Consider the following 18167-nt stretch of genomic DNA (forward strand, 5'->3'; position numbering starts at 1 on the left):
GTCTGACGACCCGATAAAATAAGCGAGCATTCACACTGGATGTTAAAAAAGGAGCAATGCCTGGCTATGGTTTCATCATCCGCACCGACCCCGCGTAGCGGCGTACACTATTTTTCGCAGGGCTGGAAACTCATCGGGCTGCCGGGCATACGTCGTTATGTCTTCCTGCCTTTACTGGTTAACGTGCTGCTGATGGGCGGTGCTTTCTGGTGGCTGTTTACCCGTCTCGACAGCTGGATCCCTTCGCTGATGAGCCATGTACCTGACTGGCTGCAGTGGCTGAACTACCTGCTGTGGCCGGTGGTGGTGCTGTCGATCCTGCTGGTGTTTGGCTACTTCTTTTCTACTATTGCCAACTGGATTGCCGCCCCGTTCAGCGGCCTGCTGGCGGAACAGCTGGAAGCGCGTCTGACTGGCGCCACCCCGCCGGACGTCGGCGTCTTTGGCATCATGAAGGATATTCCCCGCATCATGAAGCGTGAGTGGCAGAAGCTGGCATGGTACCTGCCCCGCGCCATCGTGCTGTTGCTGCTCTACTTTATACCCGGCGTTGGCCAGACGGTGGCTCCGGTACTCTGGTTCCTGTTCAGCGCATGGATGCTGGCGATTCAATACTGCGATTACCCCTTCGATAACCACAAGGTCCCCTTCAGGACCATGCGCGAAGCGCTGCGCAGCCGCAAGGTGATGAATATGCAGTTTGGCGCGCTCACCAGCCTGTTCACCATGATCCCGGTGTTAAACCTGGTGATCCTCCCGGTGGCTATCTGCGGCGCCACCGCCATGTGGGTCGATTGCTATCGCGACAGACACGCCAGCTGGAAGTAGTCGTCACACCTCTCCCGGGGAGCGGCGAGCGCCGCTCCTTATATCTCCGCTTATTCCTTCTTGCTCATCATTATTTCCCTTACGCATATAGATATGCTAAATCCTTACTTCCGCATATTCTTTAAGCGGGTATGCTGATGCCGTACCCCCAAATTTCATACAGTTAAGGACGGGCCATGAGTAAGATTTTTGAAGACAACTCCCTGACTATCGGTCATACGCCGCTGGTACGACTGAACCGCATTGGTAACGGCCGTATCCTGGCAAAGGTAGAATCTCGTAACCCGAGCTTTAGCGTAAAATGCCGTATCGGCGCCAATATGATCTGGGATGCTGAAAAGCGCGGCGTGCTGAAACCTGGCGTGGAACTGGTCGAACCGACCAGCGGCAACACCGGTATCGCCCTCGCCTACGTGGCGGCGGCACGCGGCTACAAGCTAACGCTAACCATGCCGGAAACCATGAGCATTGAGCGTCGTAAGCTTCTGAAAGCGCTGGGCGCCAACCTGGTGCTGACCGAAGGCGCCAAAGGCATGAAAGGCGCCATTCAGAAGGCGGAAGAGATTGTCGCCAGCAACCCGGAAAAATTCCTGCTGCTGCAGCAGTTCAGTAACCCGGCTAACCCGGAAATCCACGAAAAGACCACCGGTCCGGAAATCTGGGAAGACACCGACGGTCAGGTGGATGTCTTCATCTCCGGCGTCGGTACCGGCGGTACGCTGACCGGCGTCAGCCGCTACATTAAAAACACCAAGGGCAAAAAAGATCTGATCACCGTCGCGGTTGAACCGACCGATTCGCCGGTCATCTCCCAGGCACTGGCGGGTGAAGAGCTCAAGCCGGGCCCGCACAAAATTCAGGGCATCGGCGCCGGCTTCATTCCTGGCAACCTGGATCTGAAGCTGGTGGACAAAGTAATCGGCATCACCAATGATGAAGCGATCTCCACCGCACGCCGCCTGATGGAAGAAGAAGGCATCCTGGCGGGTATCTCTTCCGGGGCCGCCGTTGCCGCGGCGCTGAAGCTGCAGGAAGATGAGGCCTTTACCAATAAGAATATTGTGGTTATCCTGCCTTCCTCGGGTGAGCGTTATTTAAGCACCGCGCTGTTTGCCGATCTCTTCACCGAGAAAGAACTGCAACAGTAGTGCCAGCTTGTAAATAATGTGTAAAAAAGCACCTTTTCAGGTGCTTTTTTGTGGCATACGTCAAAGTTTTACCCCTCCTGGCATTGATTCACCTCGTAGGGTCTGGTATTTAACCAGCACATTTATTTTGATGCGCGAAATTATTCAGAAGAGGATTTCCGCCAGCTGAATCGATTTTATGATTTGGTTCAAGTCTTCCTTTCGCGGCATAATGTTTAATGACGTGCTAGACGTCAATGGCCCGCAGGTCTTCGCAGCGCCAGGCGCTGCCGACGCCAAGGCCGGAAACGTAACGCCGGCGCTAACAATACAGGCTAAAGTCGAGTCGTTAGACTAGACTTTAGGTCCACAACACTAAACCTATAAGTTGGGGAAATATAATGTTCCAGCAAGAAGTTACCATTACCGCTCCGAACGGTCTGCACACCCGCCCTGCTGCTCAGTTTGTTAAAGAAGCTAAAGGCTTCACTTCTGAGATCACTGTAACCTCCAACGGCAAAAGCGCCAGCGCCAAAAGCCTGTTCAAACTGCAGACTCTGGGCCTGACCCAGGGCACCGTAGTGACCCTCTCCGCGGAAGGCGAAGATGAGCAGAAAGCTGTTGAGCATCTGGTTAAACTGATGGCTGAACTCGAGTAAGTTCACGGGTTCTTTTTCATATCAGTCACAAGTAAGGTAGGGTTATGATTTCAGGCATTTTAGCATCCCCGGGTATCGCCTTCGGCAAAGCACTGCTGCTGAAGGAAGATGAAATTGTCATCGACCGGAAGAAAATTTCTGCCGATAAGGTTGATCAGGAAGTCGAACGTTTCCTGAGCGGCCGCGCCAAGGCCTCCGCCCAGCTGGAGGTCATCAAAACCAAAGCTGGTGAAACTTTCGGTGAAGAAAAAGAAGCCATCTTCGAAGGGCATATTATGCTGCTGGAAGATGAGGAGCTTGAGCAGGAAATCATAGCCCTGATTAAAGATAAGCACATGACTGCCGACGCGGCAGCCAATGAAGTTATCGACGGTCAGGCCACTGCCCTGGAAGAGCTGGACGATGAATACCTGAAAGAACGTGCGGCTGACGTACGTGATATCGGTAAGCGCCTGCTGCGCAACATCCTTGGTCTGGCTATCATCGATCTGAGCGCGATTCAGGATGAAGTCATCCTCGTCGCCGCCGATCTGACCCCGTCTGAAACCGCACAGCTGAACCTGAAAAAAGTGCTGGGTTTCATCACCGACGCGGGCGGCCGTACCTCCCACACCTCCATCATGGCGCGTTCCCTGGAACTGCCGGCCATCGTGGGCACCGGCAGCATCACGGCGCAGGTGAAAAACGGCGACTATCTGATTCTCGACGCGGTGAACAACCAGGTTCTGATCAACCCGTCTAACGAGCAAATTGAAGCGCTGCGTAATCTGCAGGCTCAGGTTGCGGAAGAAAAAGCCGAACTGGCGAAACTGAAAGATCTGCCGGCGATTACTCTCGACGGCCATCAGGTTGAAGTGTGCGCCAACATCGGTACCGTTCGCGACGTCGAAGGTGCTGAGCGCAACGGCGCCGAAGGCGTAGGCCTGTATCGTACTGAATTCCTGTTCATGGATCGCGACGCGCTGCCAACCGAAGAAGAGCAGTTTGCGGCTTATAAAGCGGTGGCTGAAGCCTGTGGCTCTCAGGCCGTTATCGTGCGTACCATGGACATCGGCGGCGACAAAGAGCTGCCGTATATGAACTTCCCGAAAGAAGAGAACCCGTTCCTCGGCTGGCGTGCCGTGCGTATCGCCATGGATCGTAAAGAGATCCTCCGCGATCAGGTTCGCGCCATCCTGCGTGCCTCCGCTTTCGGTAAGCTGCGCATTATGTTCCCGATGATCATCTCTGTTGAAGAAGTGCGTGCGCTGAAGAAAGAGATCGAAATCTACAAACAGGAACTGCGTGACGAAGGTAAAGCATTTGACGAATCCATTGAGATCGGCGTGATGGTGGAAACACCGGCTGCGGCGACCATTGCTCGTCATCTGGCCAAAGAAGTTGATTTCTTTAGTATCGGCACCAATGATTTAACGCAATATACTCTGGCAGTTGACCGTGGTAATGATATGATTTCACATCTTTACCAGCCGATGTCACCGTCTGTACTGAATCTGATTAAGCAAGTTATTGATGCTTCTCACGCTGAAGGTAAATGGACTGGCATGTGCGGTGAGCTTGCGGGCGATGAACGTGCTACACTTCTGTTGCTGGGTATGGGGCTGGACGAATTCTCTATGAGCGCCATTTCCATCCCGCGCATCAAGAAGATTATTCGTAACACGAACTTCGAAGATGCGAAAGTATTAGCAGAGCAGGCTCTTGCTCAACCGACAACGGACGAGTTAATGACGCTGGTTAACAAGTTCATTGAAGAAAAAACAATCTGCTAATCCACGAGATGCGCGGCCCAAATTACTGCTTAGGAGAAGATCATGGGTTTGTTTGATAAATTGAAATCTCTGGTTTCTGATGACAAGAAAGACACCGGAACTATTGAGATTGTTGCTCCCCTCTCCGGTGAGATCGTCAACATTGAAGACGTGCCGGATGTGGTTTTTGCGGAAAAAATTGTGGGCGATGGGATTGCCATCAAACCGACCGGCAACAAAATGGTCGCGCCGGTAGACGGTACCATTGGTAAAATTTTCGAAACCAACCATGCGTTCTCTATTGAATCTGATAGCGGCATCGAGCTGTTCGTTCACTTCGGTATTGATACCGTTGAACTGAAAGGCGAAGGCTTCAAGCGTATCGCTGAAGAAGGCCAGCGCGTGAAAGTCGGCGACCCGGTTATCGAATTCGATCTGCCGCTGCTGGAAGAGAAAGCCAAGTCTACCCTGACTCCGGTGGTTATCTCCAACATGGACGAGATCAAAGAGCTGATCAAACTGTCCGGTAGCGTGACCGTGGGTGAAACCCCGGTAATCCGCATCAAGAAGTAATGATTGCTGCATAGAAATGGCGCCGAAAGGCGCCATTTTTTTATATCGCGTGGGTCACCGGCTGATAGCATTTTTCGCGAGATAAGAGACGCAATCCTTCCGGGGTGCTCTCCAGAATGTGCCGCTCGCCGTCAGAGACCAGCAGTTCGCACTGATATCCTCCGGCCAGGCCGAACAGCGACCGCGCCACGCAGGCATCCTCCAGCGCCGCCTCCCCTGTGGTATCAAAATGACCAACAATGCGTCCCTGCTGACGGATCACTAACCGATAGCTTTTCATCTCTGTTGCTCCAGCGGCGGCAGGATCAGTTCGTCACACCCCTGCGCGGCAGTCCAGTTCATCACCTCCAGCACGCGCTGGGCGGCTGCTTCCGTCGCTGCCCCCAGCGCCAGGCCCGAAAGCAACCCGCTCACCAGCTCAGCGCAAAACAGATCGCCGGTACCCTTCAAGTCCGTCTCCACCCGCGGGTGAACCACCACCTGCACTGCATCGGCCGTCACCACCAGCACATTGATTGTCGAAGCGGCCTCTCCTGGCGCGCTGGTGATCACCACCCACTTGAGACTGTCCGACAGCAGGCTTCGAGCCGCGGCGACCGCCTCCTGCTGATTGCGACAGCGCCGGCCGCTCAGCGTCTCCAGCTCAAACAGATTAGGGGTGATCCCTTGCGCCAGCGGCAGCAGGTGCTGACGATAGGCTTCCGGGATCTCGGCCTTGACGTAGATGCCGCTGTCGACATCGCCAATCACCGGATCCACCAGAATACAGAGATCGGGATGGCGGTCACGGACCCGCGTTAGCCACTGCGCCAGGCGTTCAATTTGCACGGCGTTGCCCATATAGCCGGTGGTCACCGCACGCAGTTCGCGCAACGCGTCGCGCTCCTCAAGCGCCTGCAGGTACCCGACAAACCACTCCTCCGGGATAATGCCGCCATAGAACGTCTCATAATGGGGCGTATTGCTGAACAGCACCGTCGGCACCGCCAGCACGCGCAAACCGTGCTGTTTAATCGCCGGTACCGCGATGCTGTTGCCGACGCTGCCGTAAACTACCTGCGACTGCACGGCGACGATATCGACTTCCGACGCCCGGCTTTTGTCGTGAAAGAGCACTGATTGTATGTCATCTTGCTGGCCCATCTTTTCTCCCCCCGCTGGACAGCGGGTCACGCTCTGATTATGATTCGTCCTATGCTAAATTTCATTTTGTCATAGGTCAATAATGTTTGCCGGAAAAACCGCCAGCGATATCTTCGATCATATCCGCCATCTGGTGCAGAGCGGTGGCTTGCAGCCCGGAGAAGTTCTGCCGCCGGTACGCGAGCTCGCCAGCCAGCTGGCGGTGAATCGCAATACCGTCGCCGCCGCCTATAAACGGCTGGTGACATCTGGTCTGGCCGTGAGCCAGGGACGAAACGGCACGGCCATCAAAGCACGGGATCCGCTGCCGGCGCTGGAGGGCGGTGACCCCACGACGCCGCTGAACGATCTCTCCAGCGGCAATCCGGACCCCGCCAGACTGCCTGATTTAGCACGCTATCTGGGCCAAATTGCCCGCACGCCCCACCTGTATGGCGATGCCCCCATCGAGCCGCAGCTTGGCGAATGGGCTGAGGCATGGTTTGCCGGGGAGATAACCGTTCCCTTTGCCCTGAACCTCGCCAGCGGGGCGATTGACGCGCTGGAGCGTCTGCTCTGCGCCTTGCTACTCCCCGGCGACGGCGTGGTGGTTGAAGATCCTTGTTTTCTTAGCAGCATCAATATGGTGCGTTACGCTGGCTTTACCCCCTGCCCGGTGGCGGTGGATGCCGAGGGGATGGATCCTGTCGGGCTGGAGGAGGCGTTACGCAACGGCGCGCGGGCGGTGATCTTAACCCCGCGCGCGCACAATCCTACCGGCTGTAGCCTGACGGAAACCCGGGCGCATGCCCTGCGGGAGGTGCTGGTCCGTTATCCGCAGGTGCTGGCGATCGTCGATGACCATTTTGCCCTGCTGTCGGCTACGCCCTGGTTTTCTCCTCTGCCCGCGAGCACCCAGCGCTGGGCGGTGGTGCGTTCGATGTCAAAAACCCTCGGGCCAGACCTGCGGCTGGCCTTTATCGCCAGCGATATCGACACCTCCTCGGCGCTGCGCCTGCGGCTTAACGCCGGCAGCCAGTGGGTCAGTCATCTGCTGCAGGATCTGACGCTGGCCTGTCTCACCGATGAGGCGTTTATCGCCTCGATGACGGAAACCCGCCGTCACTATCGCCAGCAGAATGAGAAACTGGCGGCAGCGCTGGCCCGGCACGGCTACAGCCATGCTACGCCTGGCGACGGCCTTAATTTCTGGCTGCCGCTGCCAACGGCGAGCCAGCCCTACGCCTTACGCCTGGCCCGCGCCGGCTGGCTGGTCCGCGAGGGGGAGGTGTTTGGCATTCGTACGCCCTCCCACGGGCTACGCCTGTCGCTGGGCCGCCTGAATGACAATGAGATTGCCCGCCTGGCGGCCGATATAGCCCAGGTCTTAGACGCTCCCTGACGCAGGCAGTGCGTCGAACGCATCGGGGAGTGGTAGCTACTGCCGACAAGTTACTGTAAAAATAAACGAAAACAGGCGTAGTCTTACCTGCATGCCCGGATCGTCGAAACGGATGAAACGCTCACGGTGGCGGACACATCGCTCACAATAAGGAGCACCAGAGATGCATCACATTGACCTGACCCTAAAAGCAGTCATCGAAGCCTGCGACCGCGCTATCTCGCAGGAAGATTACGATACCCTGATGGGCTATTACGCGGAAGACGCCGCGCTGGTCGTCAAACCGGGCATGGTGGTCAGAGGGAAAGAGAATATCCGCAAAGCGTTTATCGCCATTGCCGACTATTTCCAGCACCGGCTGATAGTGACCCAGGGGAAAATGGAGGTCATTGAGGGCGGCGGCAATGCGCTGGTGATTATGGAGACCCGGCTGGATATCCCGACGGCACAGGGAATAACACAGGTTACGCGACGCGCAACCTATGTCTTTCAGAAGCAGGGGGAGCGCTGGTTGTGCACGGTCGATAACTCCTACGGCACCGACCTGCTCGATGATTAAATACCCGCTCCCTGGCTAAAGTGTTCCTCGCCGAACACGCCGGTGGAGAGGTAGCGATCGCCGCGATCGCAGACGATCGCCACAACCACCGCTCCTGGATTTTCGCGGGCGATACGTAACGCCCCGGCTACCGCGCCGCCAGAGCTGACGCCGCAGAAAATGCCTTCCCGCACCGCCAGCTGACGCATGGTGTTCTCGGCATCCTGCTGATGAATATCCAGCACCGCATCCACCAGCGAAGCGTTAAAGATCCCCGGCATATACTCTGCCGGCCAGCGGCGGATCCCGGGAATACTGCTGCCCTCCTCCGGCTGCAGGCCGACGATGGTCACCGGTTTACTCTGTTCGCGCAGAAATCGTGACACGCCGGTAATGGTGCCGGTGGTCCCCATACTGGAGACAAAGTGGGTGATACGCCCTGCGGTCTGCTGCCAGATTTCCGGCCCGGTGGTGGTGTAGTGGGCGTAGGGGTTGTCCGGGTTGTTAAACTGATCGAGCAGTTTGCCCTCCCCGCGCTGAGCCATCTCGAGGGCCAGGTCGCGAGCCCCCTCCATCCCCTGCTCTTTGGTGACCAGGATCAGCTCGGCGCCGTAGGCGCGCATCGCGGCCCGGCGCTCCTGGCTCATGTTGTCGGGCATCAGCAGCTTCATCCGGTAGCCTTTCAGCGCGGCGATCATCGCCAGCGCGATACCGGTGTTGCCGCTGGTCGCTTCGATCAGCACGTCGCCGGGCTGAATTTCGCCGCGCTTTTCCGCTTCGACGATCATCGACAGCGCAGCGCGATCTTTCACCGAACCGGCCGGATTATTGCCTTCGAGTTTGACCCAGATTTCGCTGCCGTTGTCCGGTCCGAGACGCTGAAGTTTGACCAGAGGGGTATTGCCGATGGTGTGTTCGAGTGTATTCACGATGTTTACTCAATAAAAAAGCCGGGCGGCGCTTCGCTTACCCGGCCTACCAGACGCGTGATAATTTCAGACCGGGTAAGCACAACCTCACCCGGCAAAAGCACATGGATTTAAGCTATCAGGCCGACTGCGCCAGAGCAAGCTCGCCGCGTGGCTCGATACGCTCGGTACCGTTGTACAGGCGCGCGTTTTGCAGCCCGACGAACAGCCGTTCGCCGCGGGACGGCGCCTCATCGCCCGTTAACACCACGCTCAGCGGTTCGTCATACCACCCCAGAGGCTGGACGACTAATTGGGTGTAGTGTCCTTTCGGACTGGCCTCCAGGACCTGCACCGGCAGCGGCGAATCCAGGCTGGTTCGGCGGCTGATGTCCACTTCCCACGGACGCAGGAACAGATCCACCGGCCCCTGGTATGCCGGGGTATAGCCTAACGGCCAGCGGTGGGCGCCAACGTGGAACTGTCCGCCGCGGATAACCCCCTGCAGACGATTCACTTCCCCCATGAACTCCAGCACGAAGCGGGTGGACGGCTCACGCCACACGCGTTCAGGCGCATCGGCTTGTTCGATGTTGCCCTGGCTCATCACCACCACCCGGTCGGCAACTTCCATCGCCTCTTCCTGATCGTGGGTGACGAACACGCTGGTAAATTTTAGCTCTTCATGCAGCTGACGCAGCCAGCGGCGCAGCTCTTTACGCACCTGCGCATCCAGCGCGCCGAAAGGTTCATCCAGCAGCAGAATTTGCGGCTCTACCGCCAGGGCGCGCGCCAGCGCCACGCGCTGCTTCTGACCACCGGACAGCTGCGCCGGATAGCGATCCGCCAGGTGAGCCAGCTGCACCATCTCCAGCAGTTTGGTCACTTTGGCTTTAATCGCCGCCGCATTGGGTCGTTCACGGCGCGGCAGCACGGTCAGGCCAAAAGCGATGTTATCGAACACCGTCATATGGCGGAACAGCGCATAGTGCTGGAAGACGAAGCCCACTTTACGGTCGCGGGCGTGCATCCGGCTGACGTCGGTGCCGTGGAAGCGGATATGACCGCTGGTCTGATGCTCCAGCCCGGCGATAATCCGCAGCAGGGTAGTTTTCCCGGAGCCGGAAGGCCCCAGCAGCGCGACCATTTGTCCGGAAGGGATATCCAGCGAGATATCATTCAGCACCTGGGTGCGACCAAACGATTTCTTAATATTGGCAATCTCAATGCTCATGATTTCCCTCCTGTTGCGCGCGTTTTTCCTGGTTGGCCAGACGCCATTGCAACATACTCTTTAAAAACAGGGTCAGAATAGCCATTAACGTCAGCAGGGCCGCGGCGGTAAACGAGCCGACGGTGTTGTAATCCTGCTCCAGTAATTCAATTTGCAGCGGCAGCGACAGCGTTTCTCCGCGGATCGAACCGGAGACCACCGATACCGCGCCGAATTCGCCGATGGCGCGGGCGTTGGTCAACACCACGCCGTACAGCAGCGCCCAGCGAATATTGGGCAACGTCACCCGGCGGAACATCTGCCATCCGGAAGCCCCCAGCAATACCGCCGCCTCATCTTCATGGCTGCCCTGACTCATCATCACCGGCACCAGCTCACGCACCACAAACGGACAGGTGACAAAGATCGTCGCCAGCACCATGCCCGGCCAGGCGAACATGATTTGCAGATTATGTGCATCAAGCCAGCCGCCCAGCGGACCGTTAGAGCCGTAGAACAGCAGATAAACCAGACCCGCGACCACTGGCGAGACGGCGAACGGGATATCCAGCATCGTCAACAGCAGCTGGCGTCCCGGGAACGTAAAGCGCGTGACCAGCCAGGCCAGCAAGGTCCCGAACACCAGGTTCACCGGCACGGTAATCAAGGCGATCATCACCGTCAGCCAGATGGCGTGCAGCATGTCCGGGTTCGCCAGGTTTTCCAGCACCGGCATTAACCCTTTGCTGAAGGCCTGGATGAAGATGTAGAGCATCGGCACCACAAGGATGAAGGCGGAAACCAGCATCCCGACGCCAATCAGAAACCATTTGCCCCAGTTGATGCGGGGCGCGTCGTAGCGTTTCAATTGAGTAACTTCCGCCATTAGTGACCTACCACGCGTCGACCAAAGCGACTCTGCAGGGTATTGATGGAAAACAACAGCAGCAGCGAGGCGGCCAGGATCACCGAGGCGATGGCGCTCGCCGCCGGATAGTCAAACTCCTGCAGACGAATAAAGATCATCAGCGACGTCACTTCCGTCTTCCACGCGATGTTGCCGGCGATAAAAATCACCGCGCCGAATTCGCCGAGGCTGCGGGTAAACGACAGAGCGATGCCCGCCAGCAGCGCCGGCGACAGCTCCGGCAGGACCACCTTGCGGAAACTCTGCCAGCGCGTGGCGCCCAGCGTTTCCGCTGCCTCTTCATATTCCGGTCCCAGCTCTTCCAGCACCGGCTGCACGGTACGCACCACGAACGGGATGCTGGTGAAAGCCATCGCCACGGCGATACCGAGCCAGGTATAGGTCACTTTAATATCGAACTTCGCCAGCCATTCCCCGTAAATGCCGTTTACCGAAAACAGCGAGGCCAGGGTCAGGCCGGCTACCGCCGTCGGCAGCGCAAACGGCAGGTCCATTAAGGCATCCAGCAGCGTGCGGCCCGGAAAACGATAGCGGGTAAGGATCCACGCCATCAGCAGACCGAAGACGCCGTTAAAAATCGAGGCCACGAACGCCGACAGCAGGGTCACCTTATAGGCCGCCACCACCTGCGGGTTGGTGATCACATCCCAGTACTGCGCCCAGCTCATCTGCGCCAGCTGCATCACCAGCGCGCTGAGCGGTAATAACAAAATCAGACAGACAAACAGCAGGCTGGTGCCGAGGCTCAGGGTAAAGCCCGGCAGCACGCGCTTGGACGACACAGCAAACATTACTTACGCCCCGCCGCCAGCAGTTTGTCCAGTTCGCCGCCGCTGGCGAAGTGGGTTTTCATCACCTCAGGCCAGGAGCCAAACTTGTCCTCCACGCGGAACAGTTCGGTCTGCGGGAATTTATCCTTCAGCGAATCCATCACTTTCGGGTTGTTTACCCGATAGTAGTAGTCGGTAATGATGGTCTGCGCCTGCGGGCTGTAGAGCCAGTTCAGATAGGCTTTCGCCGCCTTTTCCGTGCCGTTGGCTTTGACGTTTTTATCCACCCAGGCCACCGGGAACTCCGCCAGAATGTTGGTTTTCGGGATCACCACTTCAAATCCCTGCGCCTCATACTGCTTGCGAATATTGTTCACTTCCGACTCGAAACTGATCAGCACATCGCCCAGGCCGCGCTCGGCGAAGGTAGTGGTCGCCCCGCGTCCGCCGGTGTCGAAGACTTCGACGTTCTTCAGGAACTGGGTCATAAACTGTTCGGTTTTGGCTTTATCGCCACCGTCGGCTTTATCCGCCGCGCCCCAGGCCGCCAGGTAGGTGTACCGCGCGTTGCCCGAGGTTTTCGGGTTCGGGAAGATCAGCTTAACGTCAGAGCGGACCAGGTCGTTCCAGTCATGAATGTTTTTCGGGTTGCCTTTGCGCACCAGGAAGCCCATCGTCGAATAGAACGGCGAGCTGTTGTTTGGCAGGCGGCTTTGCCAGTCGGCCGGGATCAGGTTGCCTTTGTCATGCAGGATCTGCACGTCCGTCACCTGGTTGTAGGTCACCACGTCCGCCTTCAGGCCCTGCAGGATCGCCAGCGCCTGCTTGGAAGAGCCGGCGTGCGACTGCTTGATGGTCAGCTTGTCTCCACCATTGTCCTTCGCCCACTGCTGCTCAAAAGGCGGGTTAAGGGCGGCAAACAGCTCGCGGGAGACATCATAGGAGCTGTTCAGCAGCTCCGTCGCCTGCGCCTGCGCCACCAGCAGCAGGGAAGCCGCCAGCGCCAGATATCCTTTTTTCAGTGATTTAACGGCCATTGCGCACCCTTATCAAAAATGATCATTTACTGATGATCATCATATTTATAACGGGTACGAAAGGAGTAACGGTTTTATATACCGTTTGGCGATTTGGAAGTCGAAAAGGGAATAAGCACCTGGCAAAGCTTAGCTGAAAGCGGCTCGCAGATTAGACGTGTCATTGTGACAAACGGCAGCCAGGCGCGCACTGTGTTTATATGAAAAACACACAGATATTTGCTCGTCAGCTCAGACGTAGCTTAACGCCAACAGAACGTCGACTATGGTACTTACTGCGCAACCGCCGTTTTGCTTGCTATAAGTTTCGCCGCCAGCATCCCGTTGGCCCCTATATTCTCTATTTTGCCTGCTGCGCAACACGGCTGGCGATTGAACTTGACGGCGGTCAACACGATCAGAGACGCGTCTACGATGTTCGCCGTACCCGCTGGCTACAGAGTCAGGGATGGCGGGTTTTACGCTTCTGGAATAATGAGTTTGAAGAGTATGAAGAGGCGGTGATGGAGCGGATACTTGAAGCGCTTGAGTCGCCAATGCCCTCACCCCGCCCCTCTCCCTGAGGGAGAGGGAGAAAGAGAGTCCGCACGCAGATTCCATAACCGCACCGAACGGTTCCCTCTCCCTCAACGAGAGGGAGAAAGAGAGTCCACACGCAGATTCCATAACCGCACCGAACGGTTCCCTCTCCCTCAGCGAGAGGGAGAAAGAGAGTCCACACGCAGATTCCATAACCGCACCGTACCGTCCCCTCTCCCCTTTGGGCAGAGGGTTAGGGTGAGGGGCAACATTACAGCGCCTGAATACGCTCAAGCGACGGCGCGAAGTAATAGCCGCCGGTCACTGGTTTGGTGAAGCGCAGCATCGCGTCGCGTTTGCCGTCGGTATCGCCGAACATGCTCAGCAGCTGCTGCTCGATGTTGTACAGACGCGCGCAGTAAGCGCAAAAATAGAGGCCATGGGTACCGCTGGCGGTGCCATACGGCAGGCTCTGGCGAACAATTTTCAGCCCTTTGCCATCTTCTTTTAAGTCAACGCGGCTCAGGTGCGACGTGACCGGACGTTCGTCGCCATCGATCTCTTCATTGGCTTCCTTGGTGCGGCCGATCATCATCTCCTGATCCGGCACGCTCATGCGGTTCAGCTGTTTGAGATTATGCTCCCAGCGCTGGACGAACACGTAGCTGCCGCCCGCGTCCACGCCGTCTTTGATCACCGCCACTTCACGACGGGTTTCTTCCCCCGCCGGGTTTTCGGTGCCGTCGACGAAGCCGCTGAGGTCACGCTCTTCCACCCAGCGGAAGCCGTGGATCTCTTCTTTCACCTCGATAGCGTCGCCAAAGGCGGCCAGCGCGGCCTGCGCCACCGAGAAGTTCACTTCATGGCGGGCGGATAAAATATGAATCAGCAGGTCATACTGGGTGGACGGCGCCAGCCCTTTGCCGTAGACCGGAAAATCTTTTAACTCTTCCGCCCCTTCGCTGCCGCTCAGCTGACGCCAGACGTTATTGCCGAACGCCACCACGGCACCGAGTTTGGCGTCAGGGAATTTAGCCTGAAAGGTGGCCACTTTATCGACAAAAATTTTGCTCGCTTCGCGCAGGGCGTTAACGTCCCCTTTGACATTGGCTTCAATCCAAATCGCCGCGCGGCAATGTTCCGGCAAAATGCCGCTCTGAACCTGAGACATCGCTCCTCCTGAAATGATGCAACCACAACGCTGTCGCGTTGCTAACGCGCCATTGTAACCGTTTTTCAGGGCCGTCGTGTCTCTTCAGATCAATTTAGCGACGCCAGATAATTTTGCTGACCTTCCAGTTTTTCAGCGTATCGTCGGAGGGCATCAGTTCGTCCGGGCCGCTCCAGTGGCCGGTGAAGGCGTAACTGATATGCTGGCTCCCCTCGGCCTGACACTCGACGACCGCCCCGTTGTCATTGCTGCCTTTCTGGCAGTTGCCGAAGGCTTTGCTGTACAGATCGCTGAACGGTGTGCCGATTTTCACGCCGCTGGCGGTTTTGATTTCGGCATCACGCACCTCAATCCGGCTGATGGCGCCGTTGTCGCCATTGATGGTCAGCGCCACACTGTTGTCTTTCAGCGCTTCAAAGTAGTGGACGATATTGCCCTTATCGGTCTTCATTCCGCTGCGCAAACGATAGTCGCCCCCCAGGGCATCGCTAATGGCCTGTTCGTTGAGCGGCGTGGACGCCGTCAGTTTACCCACCCCCTGCTCGGTCACCTCGGTGGAAGAACCAAACCAGTTCCACGGATAGGCCGCCGACCAGTTGACCGCGCTCATCGTTGAGCAGCCGGTGAGCGCCAGCGGAAGCGCGCAGAGCATTACACGTAGCGATTTCATTTCACAATCCTTTCTGAGTCATTCAACGCATGTTGGAGTTCACGATCGGTAAAAAGTGCCATTAAAAGCTAGTCTGGCGAAAACAGGCGCCGAGGCGACGGCTGGTTGCCAGCCACCACAGGGCATAGCCATCCGCGACCAGCAGCGCAATGGTCAGCGATGAGGGCGATTCGCCGCTCAGCCATAGCATCGGCTGCCAGAGCAACAGCAGCACTTGCGATAGCACCAGCAGCCAGCGCATCGCCCGCCACAGGCGCGGCAGGCGCTGACGATAGCCGCTAAGCAGAAAGGCCAGCACCGCCGGCACGCCGGGAAGTAAACCGAGCCAGAAGCGGTCGTGATCGGGATAGAACAGATTCAGAATCGCATCGCCCTGCTGGCGCGACGCGCCGGCCATCAAGAACAGCACCCACGTGCGGGCCTGTAACAACAGTACGCACCAGAAAAGAAAAGGCAGGCGCAGACGGCCATGGGCATCAAAATCGGCGGGGATAAACTCAGTATTCTTCATCTTCAATCAGGCGTTTGCCCAGGGTCAGAACATCGGCGTACTCATAGCCCAGCCGCTCATACATCCCCTGCACCACGTCGTTGTCCTCGCGGACCATAATATTGATTTTCGGGCAGCCGCGAGCAATCAGCTTTTTCTCCAGACGGTTGAGCAACGCGTTCGCGATACCCCGGCCGCGATATTCCGGATGGACCCCCAGATAGTAGGCCGACCCGCGATGGCCGTCATATCCGCCCATCACCGTACCGACGACTTCGCCGTTCACTTCCGCCACCAGGAACAGGCTGACATCGTGATTCAGCTTGCGCTCAATATCCATCTCCGGATCGTTCCAGGGACGCAGCAGATCGCAACGCTCCCACAGCGTCACAACCTCTTCGAAATCCTGCTGGCGAAAAACGCGAATCTCCATGGTATTCCCCACCATTGACGGTTAAAAACAGTGATTATGGCGCGAATATGACTGATAGCCAATATCAGGCGAAATCAGCGACAAAAAATGGCATAATATGACTTTGTCATGTATTGAAATGAAAAGTAAAACAATTCTTATTTTGAATGGTCGTAACGGCAAACGCGATACGATATAACATTGGACATCACTTGTTTACAATTCAGGCCGAATGAGCACTTTTAAACCCTTAAAAATACTTGCTTCGCGCCGTCAGGTGCTGAAAGCCGGGCTGGCTGCCATGACGCTGAGCGGCGTCACTGCACAGGTCAGCGCAAAAGAGCAGCCACTGAAAACATCAAATGGACACAGCAAACCCGCCGCCAAAAAGGCCGGCGCCCGCCGCATTGTGATGCTCGACCCGGGCCACGGCGGCATCGACACCGGGGCTATCGGCCATAATGGCTCGAAAGAGAAGCATGTGGTACTGGCGATCGCTAAGAACGTGCGCAGCATCTTGCGCAGCAACGGCATTGACGCCCGCTTGACCCGCACCGGCGATACCTTTATCCCGCTGTATGACCGCGTGGAGATTGCCCATCAGCACGGCGCCGATCTGTTTATGTCGATCCACGCCGACGGCTTCACCAACCCGAGCGCCGCCGGCGCCTCGGTGTTCGCCCTGTCAAACCGCGGGGCGAGTAGCGCCATGGCGAAATACCTCTCCGATCGCGAAAACCGCGCCGACGAGGTCGCCGGTAAGAAAGCGACGGATAAAGACCATCTGCTGCAGCAGGTGCTGTTCGATCTGGTGCAGACCGACACCATTAAAAACAGCCTGACGCTGGGCTCGCATATCCTCAAAAAGATCAAGCCGGTGCATAAGCTACACAGCCGCAATACCGAACAGGCGGCGTTCGTGGTGCTGAAGTCGCCGTCCATACCGTCCGTGCTGGTGGAAACCTCGTTCATTACTAACCCGAACGAGGAGAAACTGCTCGGCACCACCGCCTTCCGGCAGAAAATCGCCACCGCGATTGCCAACGGCATTATCAGCTATTTCCACTGGTTCGATAACCAGAAAGCCCATTCGAAGAGACGTTAATGAAACCCGATGCCGCGCAGGTTAAAACTTTTCTGCTCCAGCTGCAGGACAGCCTCTGTCAGCAGCTGAGCGCCGTAGATGGCGCGCCGTTTATTGAAGACGCCTGGCAGCGGGAAGGCGGCGGCGGCGGACGCAGCCGGGTGCTGCGCGAGGGCAATGTGTTCGAACAGGCCGGGGTCAACTTCTCCCACGTCCATGGCGACGCCATGCCTGCCTCCGCCACGGCCCACCGCCCGGAGCTGGCCGGACGCAGCTTTGAAGCCATGGGCGTCTCGCTGGTGGTTCATCCGCTGAACCCCTATGTGCCCACCAGCCATGCCAACGTGCGGTTCTTTATTGCCGAGAAGCCCGGCGCCGACCCGGTGTGGTGGTTCGGCGGTGGCTTTGATTTAACCCCCTACTACGGCTTTGAAGAGGATGCCGTCCATTGGCATCGTACCGCCCGCGATCTGTGTCTGCCGTTCGGCGAGGAAGTCTATCCGCGCTATAAAAAATGGTGCGATGAGTACTTCTATCTCAAGCACCGCCAGGAGCAGCGCGGCATCGGCGGTCTGTTCTTTGACGACCTGAACACCCCGGATTTTGACCACTGCTTCGCCTTTATGCAGGCGGTCGGGAACGGCTATGCTGATGCCTATTTACCCATCGTCGAACGCCGAAAAGCCACGCCGTACGGCGAGCGCGAGCGCCATTTTCAGCTCTATCGCCGCGGCCGTTATGTCGAATTCAATCTGGTCTGGGACCGCGGCACCCTGTTCGGTCTGCAGACCGGCGGTAGGACGGAATCGATTCTGATGTCGATGCCGCCGCTGGTACGCTGGGAATATGATTACCAGCCGGAGGCCGGCAGCCCCGAAGCGGCGCTGAGCGAGTTTATTAAAGTGAAAGCTTGGATCTAAACGAAGCCAATTCAGACCAAAAGCCCCGGAGTACCGGGGCTTTTT

Annotated in this window: 21 protein-coding genes; 10 read left to right on the forward strand and 11 right to left on the reverse strand. The window is 57.3% G+C overall.

Annotated features, from left to right (window positions below):
- Positions 1 to 66 precede the first annotated feature (66 nt).
- The 5 genes from cysZ to crr all read left to right on the forward strand — a co-directional run bounded on the left by cysZ (position 67) and on the right by crr (position 4938).
- Positions 67 to 828 carry a sulfate transporter CysZ gene (gene cysZ, locus ACQUTI_RS06870; RefSeq protein WP_017900461.1) on the forward strand — a complete coding sequence of 254 codons (762 nt, stop codon included), beginning with the start codon at positions 67 to 69 and terminating at the stop codon, positions 826 to 828.
- Between the two features lie 176 nt (positions 829 to 1004).
- On the forward strand, positions 1005 to 1976 hold the full coding sequence (gene cysK, locus ACQUTI_RS06875; protein ID WP_004202001.1) for a cysteine synthase A: 972 nt from the start codon (positions 1005 to 1007) through the stop codon (positions 1974 to 1976).
- A 380-nt stretch (positions 1977 to 2356) separates the two neighbouring features.
- Positions 2357 to 2614 carry a phosphocarrier protein Hpr gene (gene ptsH / locus ACQUTI_RS06880; protein ID WP_002913505.1) on the forward strand — a complete coding sequence of 86 codons (258 nt, stop codon included), beginning with the start codon at positions 2357 to 2359 and terminating at the stop codon, positions 2612 to 2614.
- A gap of 44 nt (positions 2615 to 2658) precedes the next feature.
- Positions 2659 to 4386, forward strand: a complete 1728-nt coding sequence (gene ptsI, locus ACQUTI_RS06885; protein WP_004201998.1) for a phosphoenolpyruvate-protein phosphotransferase PtsI — start codon at positions 2659 to 2661, stop codon at positions 4384 to 4386.
- 42 nt (positions 4387 to 4428) lie between these two features.
- Entirely contained in the window at positions 4429 to 4938 is a 510-nt protein-coding gene (crr, locus tag ACQUTI_RS06890) for a PTS glucose transporter subunit IIA (RefSeq protein WP_000522253.1), read from the forward strand.
- Positions 4939 to 4978: 40 nt separating this feature from the next.
- Here the strand turns inward: crr and ACQUTI_RS06895 are convergent, their stop codons facing one another.
- Complete coding sequence (locus ACQUTI_RS06895; protein WP_122542503.1) at positions 4979 to 5218, reverse strand: cytoplasmic protein; 240 nt, start codon at positions 5216 to 5218, stop codon at positions 4979 to 4981.
- Entirely contained in the window at positions 5215 to 6081 is an 867-nt protein-coding gene (gene pdxK / locus ACQUTI_RS06900; RefSeq protein ID WP_017900459.1) for a pyridoxine/pyridoxal/pyridoxamine kinase, read from the reverse strand. Before pdxK ends, ACQUTI_RS06895 begins: the two co-directional genes overlap by 4 nt.
- A gap of 82 nt (positions 6082 to 6163) precedes the next feature.
- On the opposite strand from pdxK, the gene ptsJ reads away from it, so the two are divergent.
- Positions 6164 to 7462 carry a transcriptional regulator PtsJ gene (gene ptsJ, locus ACQUTI_RS06905; protein ID WP_122542505.1) on the forward strand — a complete coding sequence of 433 codons (1299 nt, stop codon included), beginning with the start codon at positions 6164 to 6166 and terminating at the stop codon, positions 7460 to 7462.
- Positions 7463 to 7625: 163 nt separating this feature from the next.
- On the forward strand, positions 7626 to 8021 hold the full coding sequence (locus tag ACQUTI_RS06910) for a YybH family protein (RefSeq protein WP_004201993.1): 396 nt from the start codon (positions 7626 to 7628) through the stop codon (positions 8019 to 8021).
- Here ACQUTI_RS06910 and cysM read toward each other — a convergent pair.
- The 5 genes from cysM to cysP form a co-directional block, all read right to left on the reverse strand.
- A complete protein-coding gene (gene cysM, locus ACQUTI_RS06915) occupies positions 8018 to 8929 on the reverse strand; it encodes a cysteine synthase CysM (protein WP_004201992.1) in 912 nt (303 codons plus the stop codon). The two genes, ACQUTI_RS06910 and cysM, sit on opposite strands and share 4 nt — an antisense overlap.
- Positions 8930 to 9047: 118 nt before the next feature.
- Positions 9048 to 10142, reverse strand: a complete 1095-nt coding sequence (cysA, locus tag ACQUTI_RS06920; RefSeq protein WP_004201991.1) for a sulfate/thiosulfate ABC transporter ATP-binding protein CysA — start codon at positions 10140 to 10142, stop codon at positions 9048 to 9050.
- Positions 10132 to 11007, reverse strand: coding sequence for a sulfate/thiosulfate ABC transporter permease CysW (gene cysW / locus ACQUTI_RS06925; protein WP_004201990.1), 876 nt, complete (start codon positions 11005 to 11007; stop codon positions 10132 to 10134). Before cysW ends, cysA begins: the two co-directional genes overlap by 11 nt.
- On the reverse strand, positions 11007 to 11840 hold the full coding sequence (gene cysT / locus ACQUTI_RS06930; RefSeq protein WP_002913626.1) for a sulfate/thiosulfate ABC transporter permease CysT: 834 nt from the start codon (positions 11838 to 11840) through the stop codon (positions 11007 to 11009). The genes cysW and cysT overlap by 1 nt, the downstream gene beginning before the upstream one ends.
- Complete coding sequence (gene cysP / locus ACQUTI_RS06935) at positions 11840 to 12856, reverse strand: thiosulfate/sulfate ABC transporter substrate-binding protein CysP (protein ID WP_017900457.1); 1017 nt, start codon at positions 12854 to 12856, stop codon at positions 11840 to 11842. Before cysP ends, cysT begins: the two co-directional genes overlap by 1 nt.
- Before the next feature lie 200 nt (positions 12857 to 13056).
- On the opposite strand from cysP, the gene ACQUTI_RS06940 reads away from it, so the two are divergent.
- Positions 13057 to 13419 carry an endonuclease domain-containing protein gene (locus ACQUTI_RS06940; protein ID WP_072061038.1) on the forward strand — a complete coding sequence of 121 codons (363 nt, stop codon included), beginning with the start codon at positions 13057 to 13059 and terminating at the stop codon, positions 13417 to 13419.
- 227 nt (positions 13420 to 13646) lie between these two features.
- Here the strand turns inward: ACQUTI_RS06940 and ACQUTI_RS06945 are convergent, their stop codons facing one another.
- The 4 genes from ACQUTI_RS06945 to ACQUTI_RS06960 form a co-directional block, all read right to left on the reverse strand.
- Complete coding sequence (locus ACQUTI_RS06945; RefSeq protein WP_048295269.1) at positions 13647 to 14546, reverse strand: Dyp-type peroxidase; 900 nt, start codon at positions 14544 to 14546, stop codon at positions 13647 to 13649.
- A gap of 94 nt (positions 14547 to 14640) precedes the next feature.
- Positions 14641 to 15216: an RpoE-regulated lipoprotein gene (locus ACQUTI_RS06950; RefSeq protein WP_048295270.1), complete on the reverse strand. Its 576-nt coding sequence runs from the start codon at positions 15214 to 15216 to the stop codon at positions 14641 to 14643.
- A 61-nt stretch (positions 15217 to 15277) separates the two neighbouring features.
- Positions 15278 to 15727, reverse strand: coding sequence for a DUF2919 domain-containing protein (locus tag ACQUTI_RS06955; protein ID WP_017900453.1), 450 nt, complete (start codon positions 15725 to 15727; stop codon positions 15278 to 15280).
- Complete coding sequence (locus tag ACQUTI_RS06960) at positions 15714 to 16139, reverse strand: GNAT family acetyltransferase (protein ID WP_002913637.1); 426 nt, start codon at positions 16137 to 16139, stop codon at positions 15714 to 15716. The genes ACQUTI_RS06955 and ACQUTI_RS06960 overlap by 14 nt, the downstream gene beginning before the upstream one ends.
- A gap of 211 nt (positions 16140 to 16350) precedes the next feature.
- On the opposite strand from ACQUTI_RS06960, the gene amiA reads away from it, so the two are divergent.
- Positions 16351 to 17223, forward strand: a complete 873-nt coding sequence (gene amiA, locus ACQUTI_RS06965) for an N-acetylmuramoyl-L-alanine amidase AmiA (RefSeq protein WP_004201984.1) — start codon at positions 16351 to 16353, stop codon at positions 17221 to 17223.
- Complete coding sequence (gene hemF, locus ACQUTI_RS06970) at positions 17223 to 18122, forward strand: oxygen-dependent coproporphyrinogen oxidase (protein WP_023318852.1); 900 nt, start codon at positions 17223 to 17225, stop codon at positions 18120 to 18122. The genes amiA and hemF overlap by 1 nt, the downstream gene beginning before the upstream one ends.
- Positions 18123 to 18167: the final 45 nt, after the last annotated feature.

This window comes from Klebsiella sp. 7-CIP_Kleb. (assembly GCF_050378655.1).
Taxonomy (GTDB): domain Bacteria; phylum Pseudomonadota; class Gammaproteobacteria; order Enterobacterales; family Enterobacteriaceae; genus Klebsiella; species Klebsiella quasipneumoniae.

Excerpts from the sequence above, each read along its gene's own strand:
- cysK (WP_004202001.1), top strand. The coding sequence starts at position 1,005 with ATGAGTAAGATTTTTGAAGACAACTCCCTGACTATCGGTCATACGCCG.
- ACQUTI_RS06910 (WP_004201993.1), top strand. The coding sequence starts at position 7,626 with ATGCATCACATTGACCTGACCCTAAAAGCAGTCATCGAAGCCTGCGAC.
- ptsI (WP_004201998.1), top strand. The coding sequence starts at position 2,659 with ATGATTTCAGGCATTTTAGCATCCCCGGGTATCGCCTTCGGCAAAGCA.
- ACQUTI_RS06940 (WP_072061038.1), top strand. The coding sequence starts at position 13,057 with ATGAAAAACACACAGATATTTGCTCGTCAGCTCAGACGTAGCTTAACG.
- amiA (WP_004201984.1), top strand. The coding sequence starts at position 16,351 with ATGAGCACTTTTAAACCCTTAAAAATACTTGCTTCGCGCCGTCAGGTG.
- ACQUTI_RS06960 (WP_002913637.1), bottom strand. The coding sequence starts at position 16,139 with ATGGAGATTCGCGTTTTTCGCCAGCAGGATTTCGAAGAGGTTGTGACG.
- ptsJ (WP_122542505.1), top strand. The coding sequence starts at position 6,164 with ATGTTTGCCGGAAAAACCGCCAGCGATATCTTCGATCATATCCGCCAT.
- cysP (WP_017900457.1), bottom strand. The coding sequence starts at position 12,856 with ATGGCCGTTAAATCACTGAAAAAAGGATATCTGGCGCTGGCGGCTTCC.
- cysA (WP_004201991.1), bottom strand. The coding sequence starts at position 10,142 with ATGAGCATTGAGATTGCCAATATTAAGAAATCGTTTGGTCGCACCCAG.
- ACQUTI_RS06895 (WP_122542503.1), bottom strand. The coding sequence starts at position 5,218 with ATGAAAAGCTATCGGTTAGTGATCCGTCAGCAGGGACGCATTGTTGGT.
- pdxK (WP_017900459.1), bottom strand. The coding sequence starts at position 6,081 with ATGGGCCAGCAAGATGACATACAATCAGTGCTCTTTCACGACAAAAGC.
- cysT (WP_002913626.1), bottom strand. The coding sequence starts at position 11,840 with ATGTTTGCTGTGTCGTCCAAGCGCGTGCTGCCGGGCTTTACCCTGAGC.
- ACQUTI_RS06955 (WP_017900453.1), bottom strand. The coding sequence starts at position 15,727 with ATGAAGAATACTGAGTTTATCCCCGCCGATTTTGATGCCCATGGCCGT.
- ptsH (WP_002913505.1), top strand. The coding sequence starts at position 2,357 with ATGTTCCAGCAAGAAGTTACCATTACCGCTCCGAACGGTCTGCACACC.
- cysW (WP_004201990.1), bottom strand. The coding sequence starts at position 11,007 with ATGGCGGAAGTTACTCAATTGAAACGCTACGACGCGCCCCGCATCAAC.
- hemF (WP_023318852.1), top strand. The coding sequence starts at position 17,223 with ATGAAACCCGATGCCGCGCAGGTTAAAACTTTTCTGCTCCAGCTGCAG.
- cysZ (WP_017900461.1), top strand. The coding sequence starts at position 67 with ATGGTTTCATCATCCGCACCGACCCCGCGTAGCGGCGTACACTATTTT.
- crr (WP_000522253.1), top strand. The coding sequence starts at position 4,429 with ATGGGTTTGTTTGATAAATTGAAATCTCTGGTTTCTGATGACAAGAAA.
- ACQUTI_RS06950 (WP_048295270.1), bottom strand. The coding sequence starts at position 15,216 with ATGAAATCGCTACGTGTAATGCTCTGCGCGCTTCCGCTGGCGCTCACC.
- ACQUTI_RS06945 (WP_048295269.1), bottom strand. The coding sequence starts at position 14,546 with ATGTCTCAGGTTCAGAGCGGCATTTTGCCGGAACATTGCCGCGCGGCG.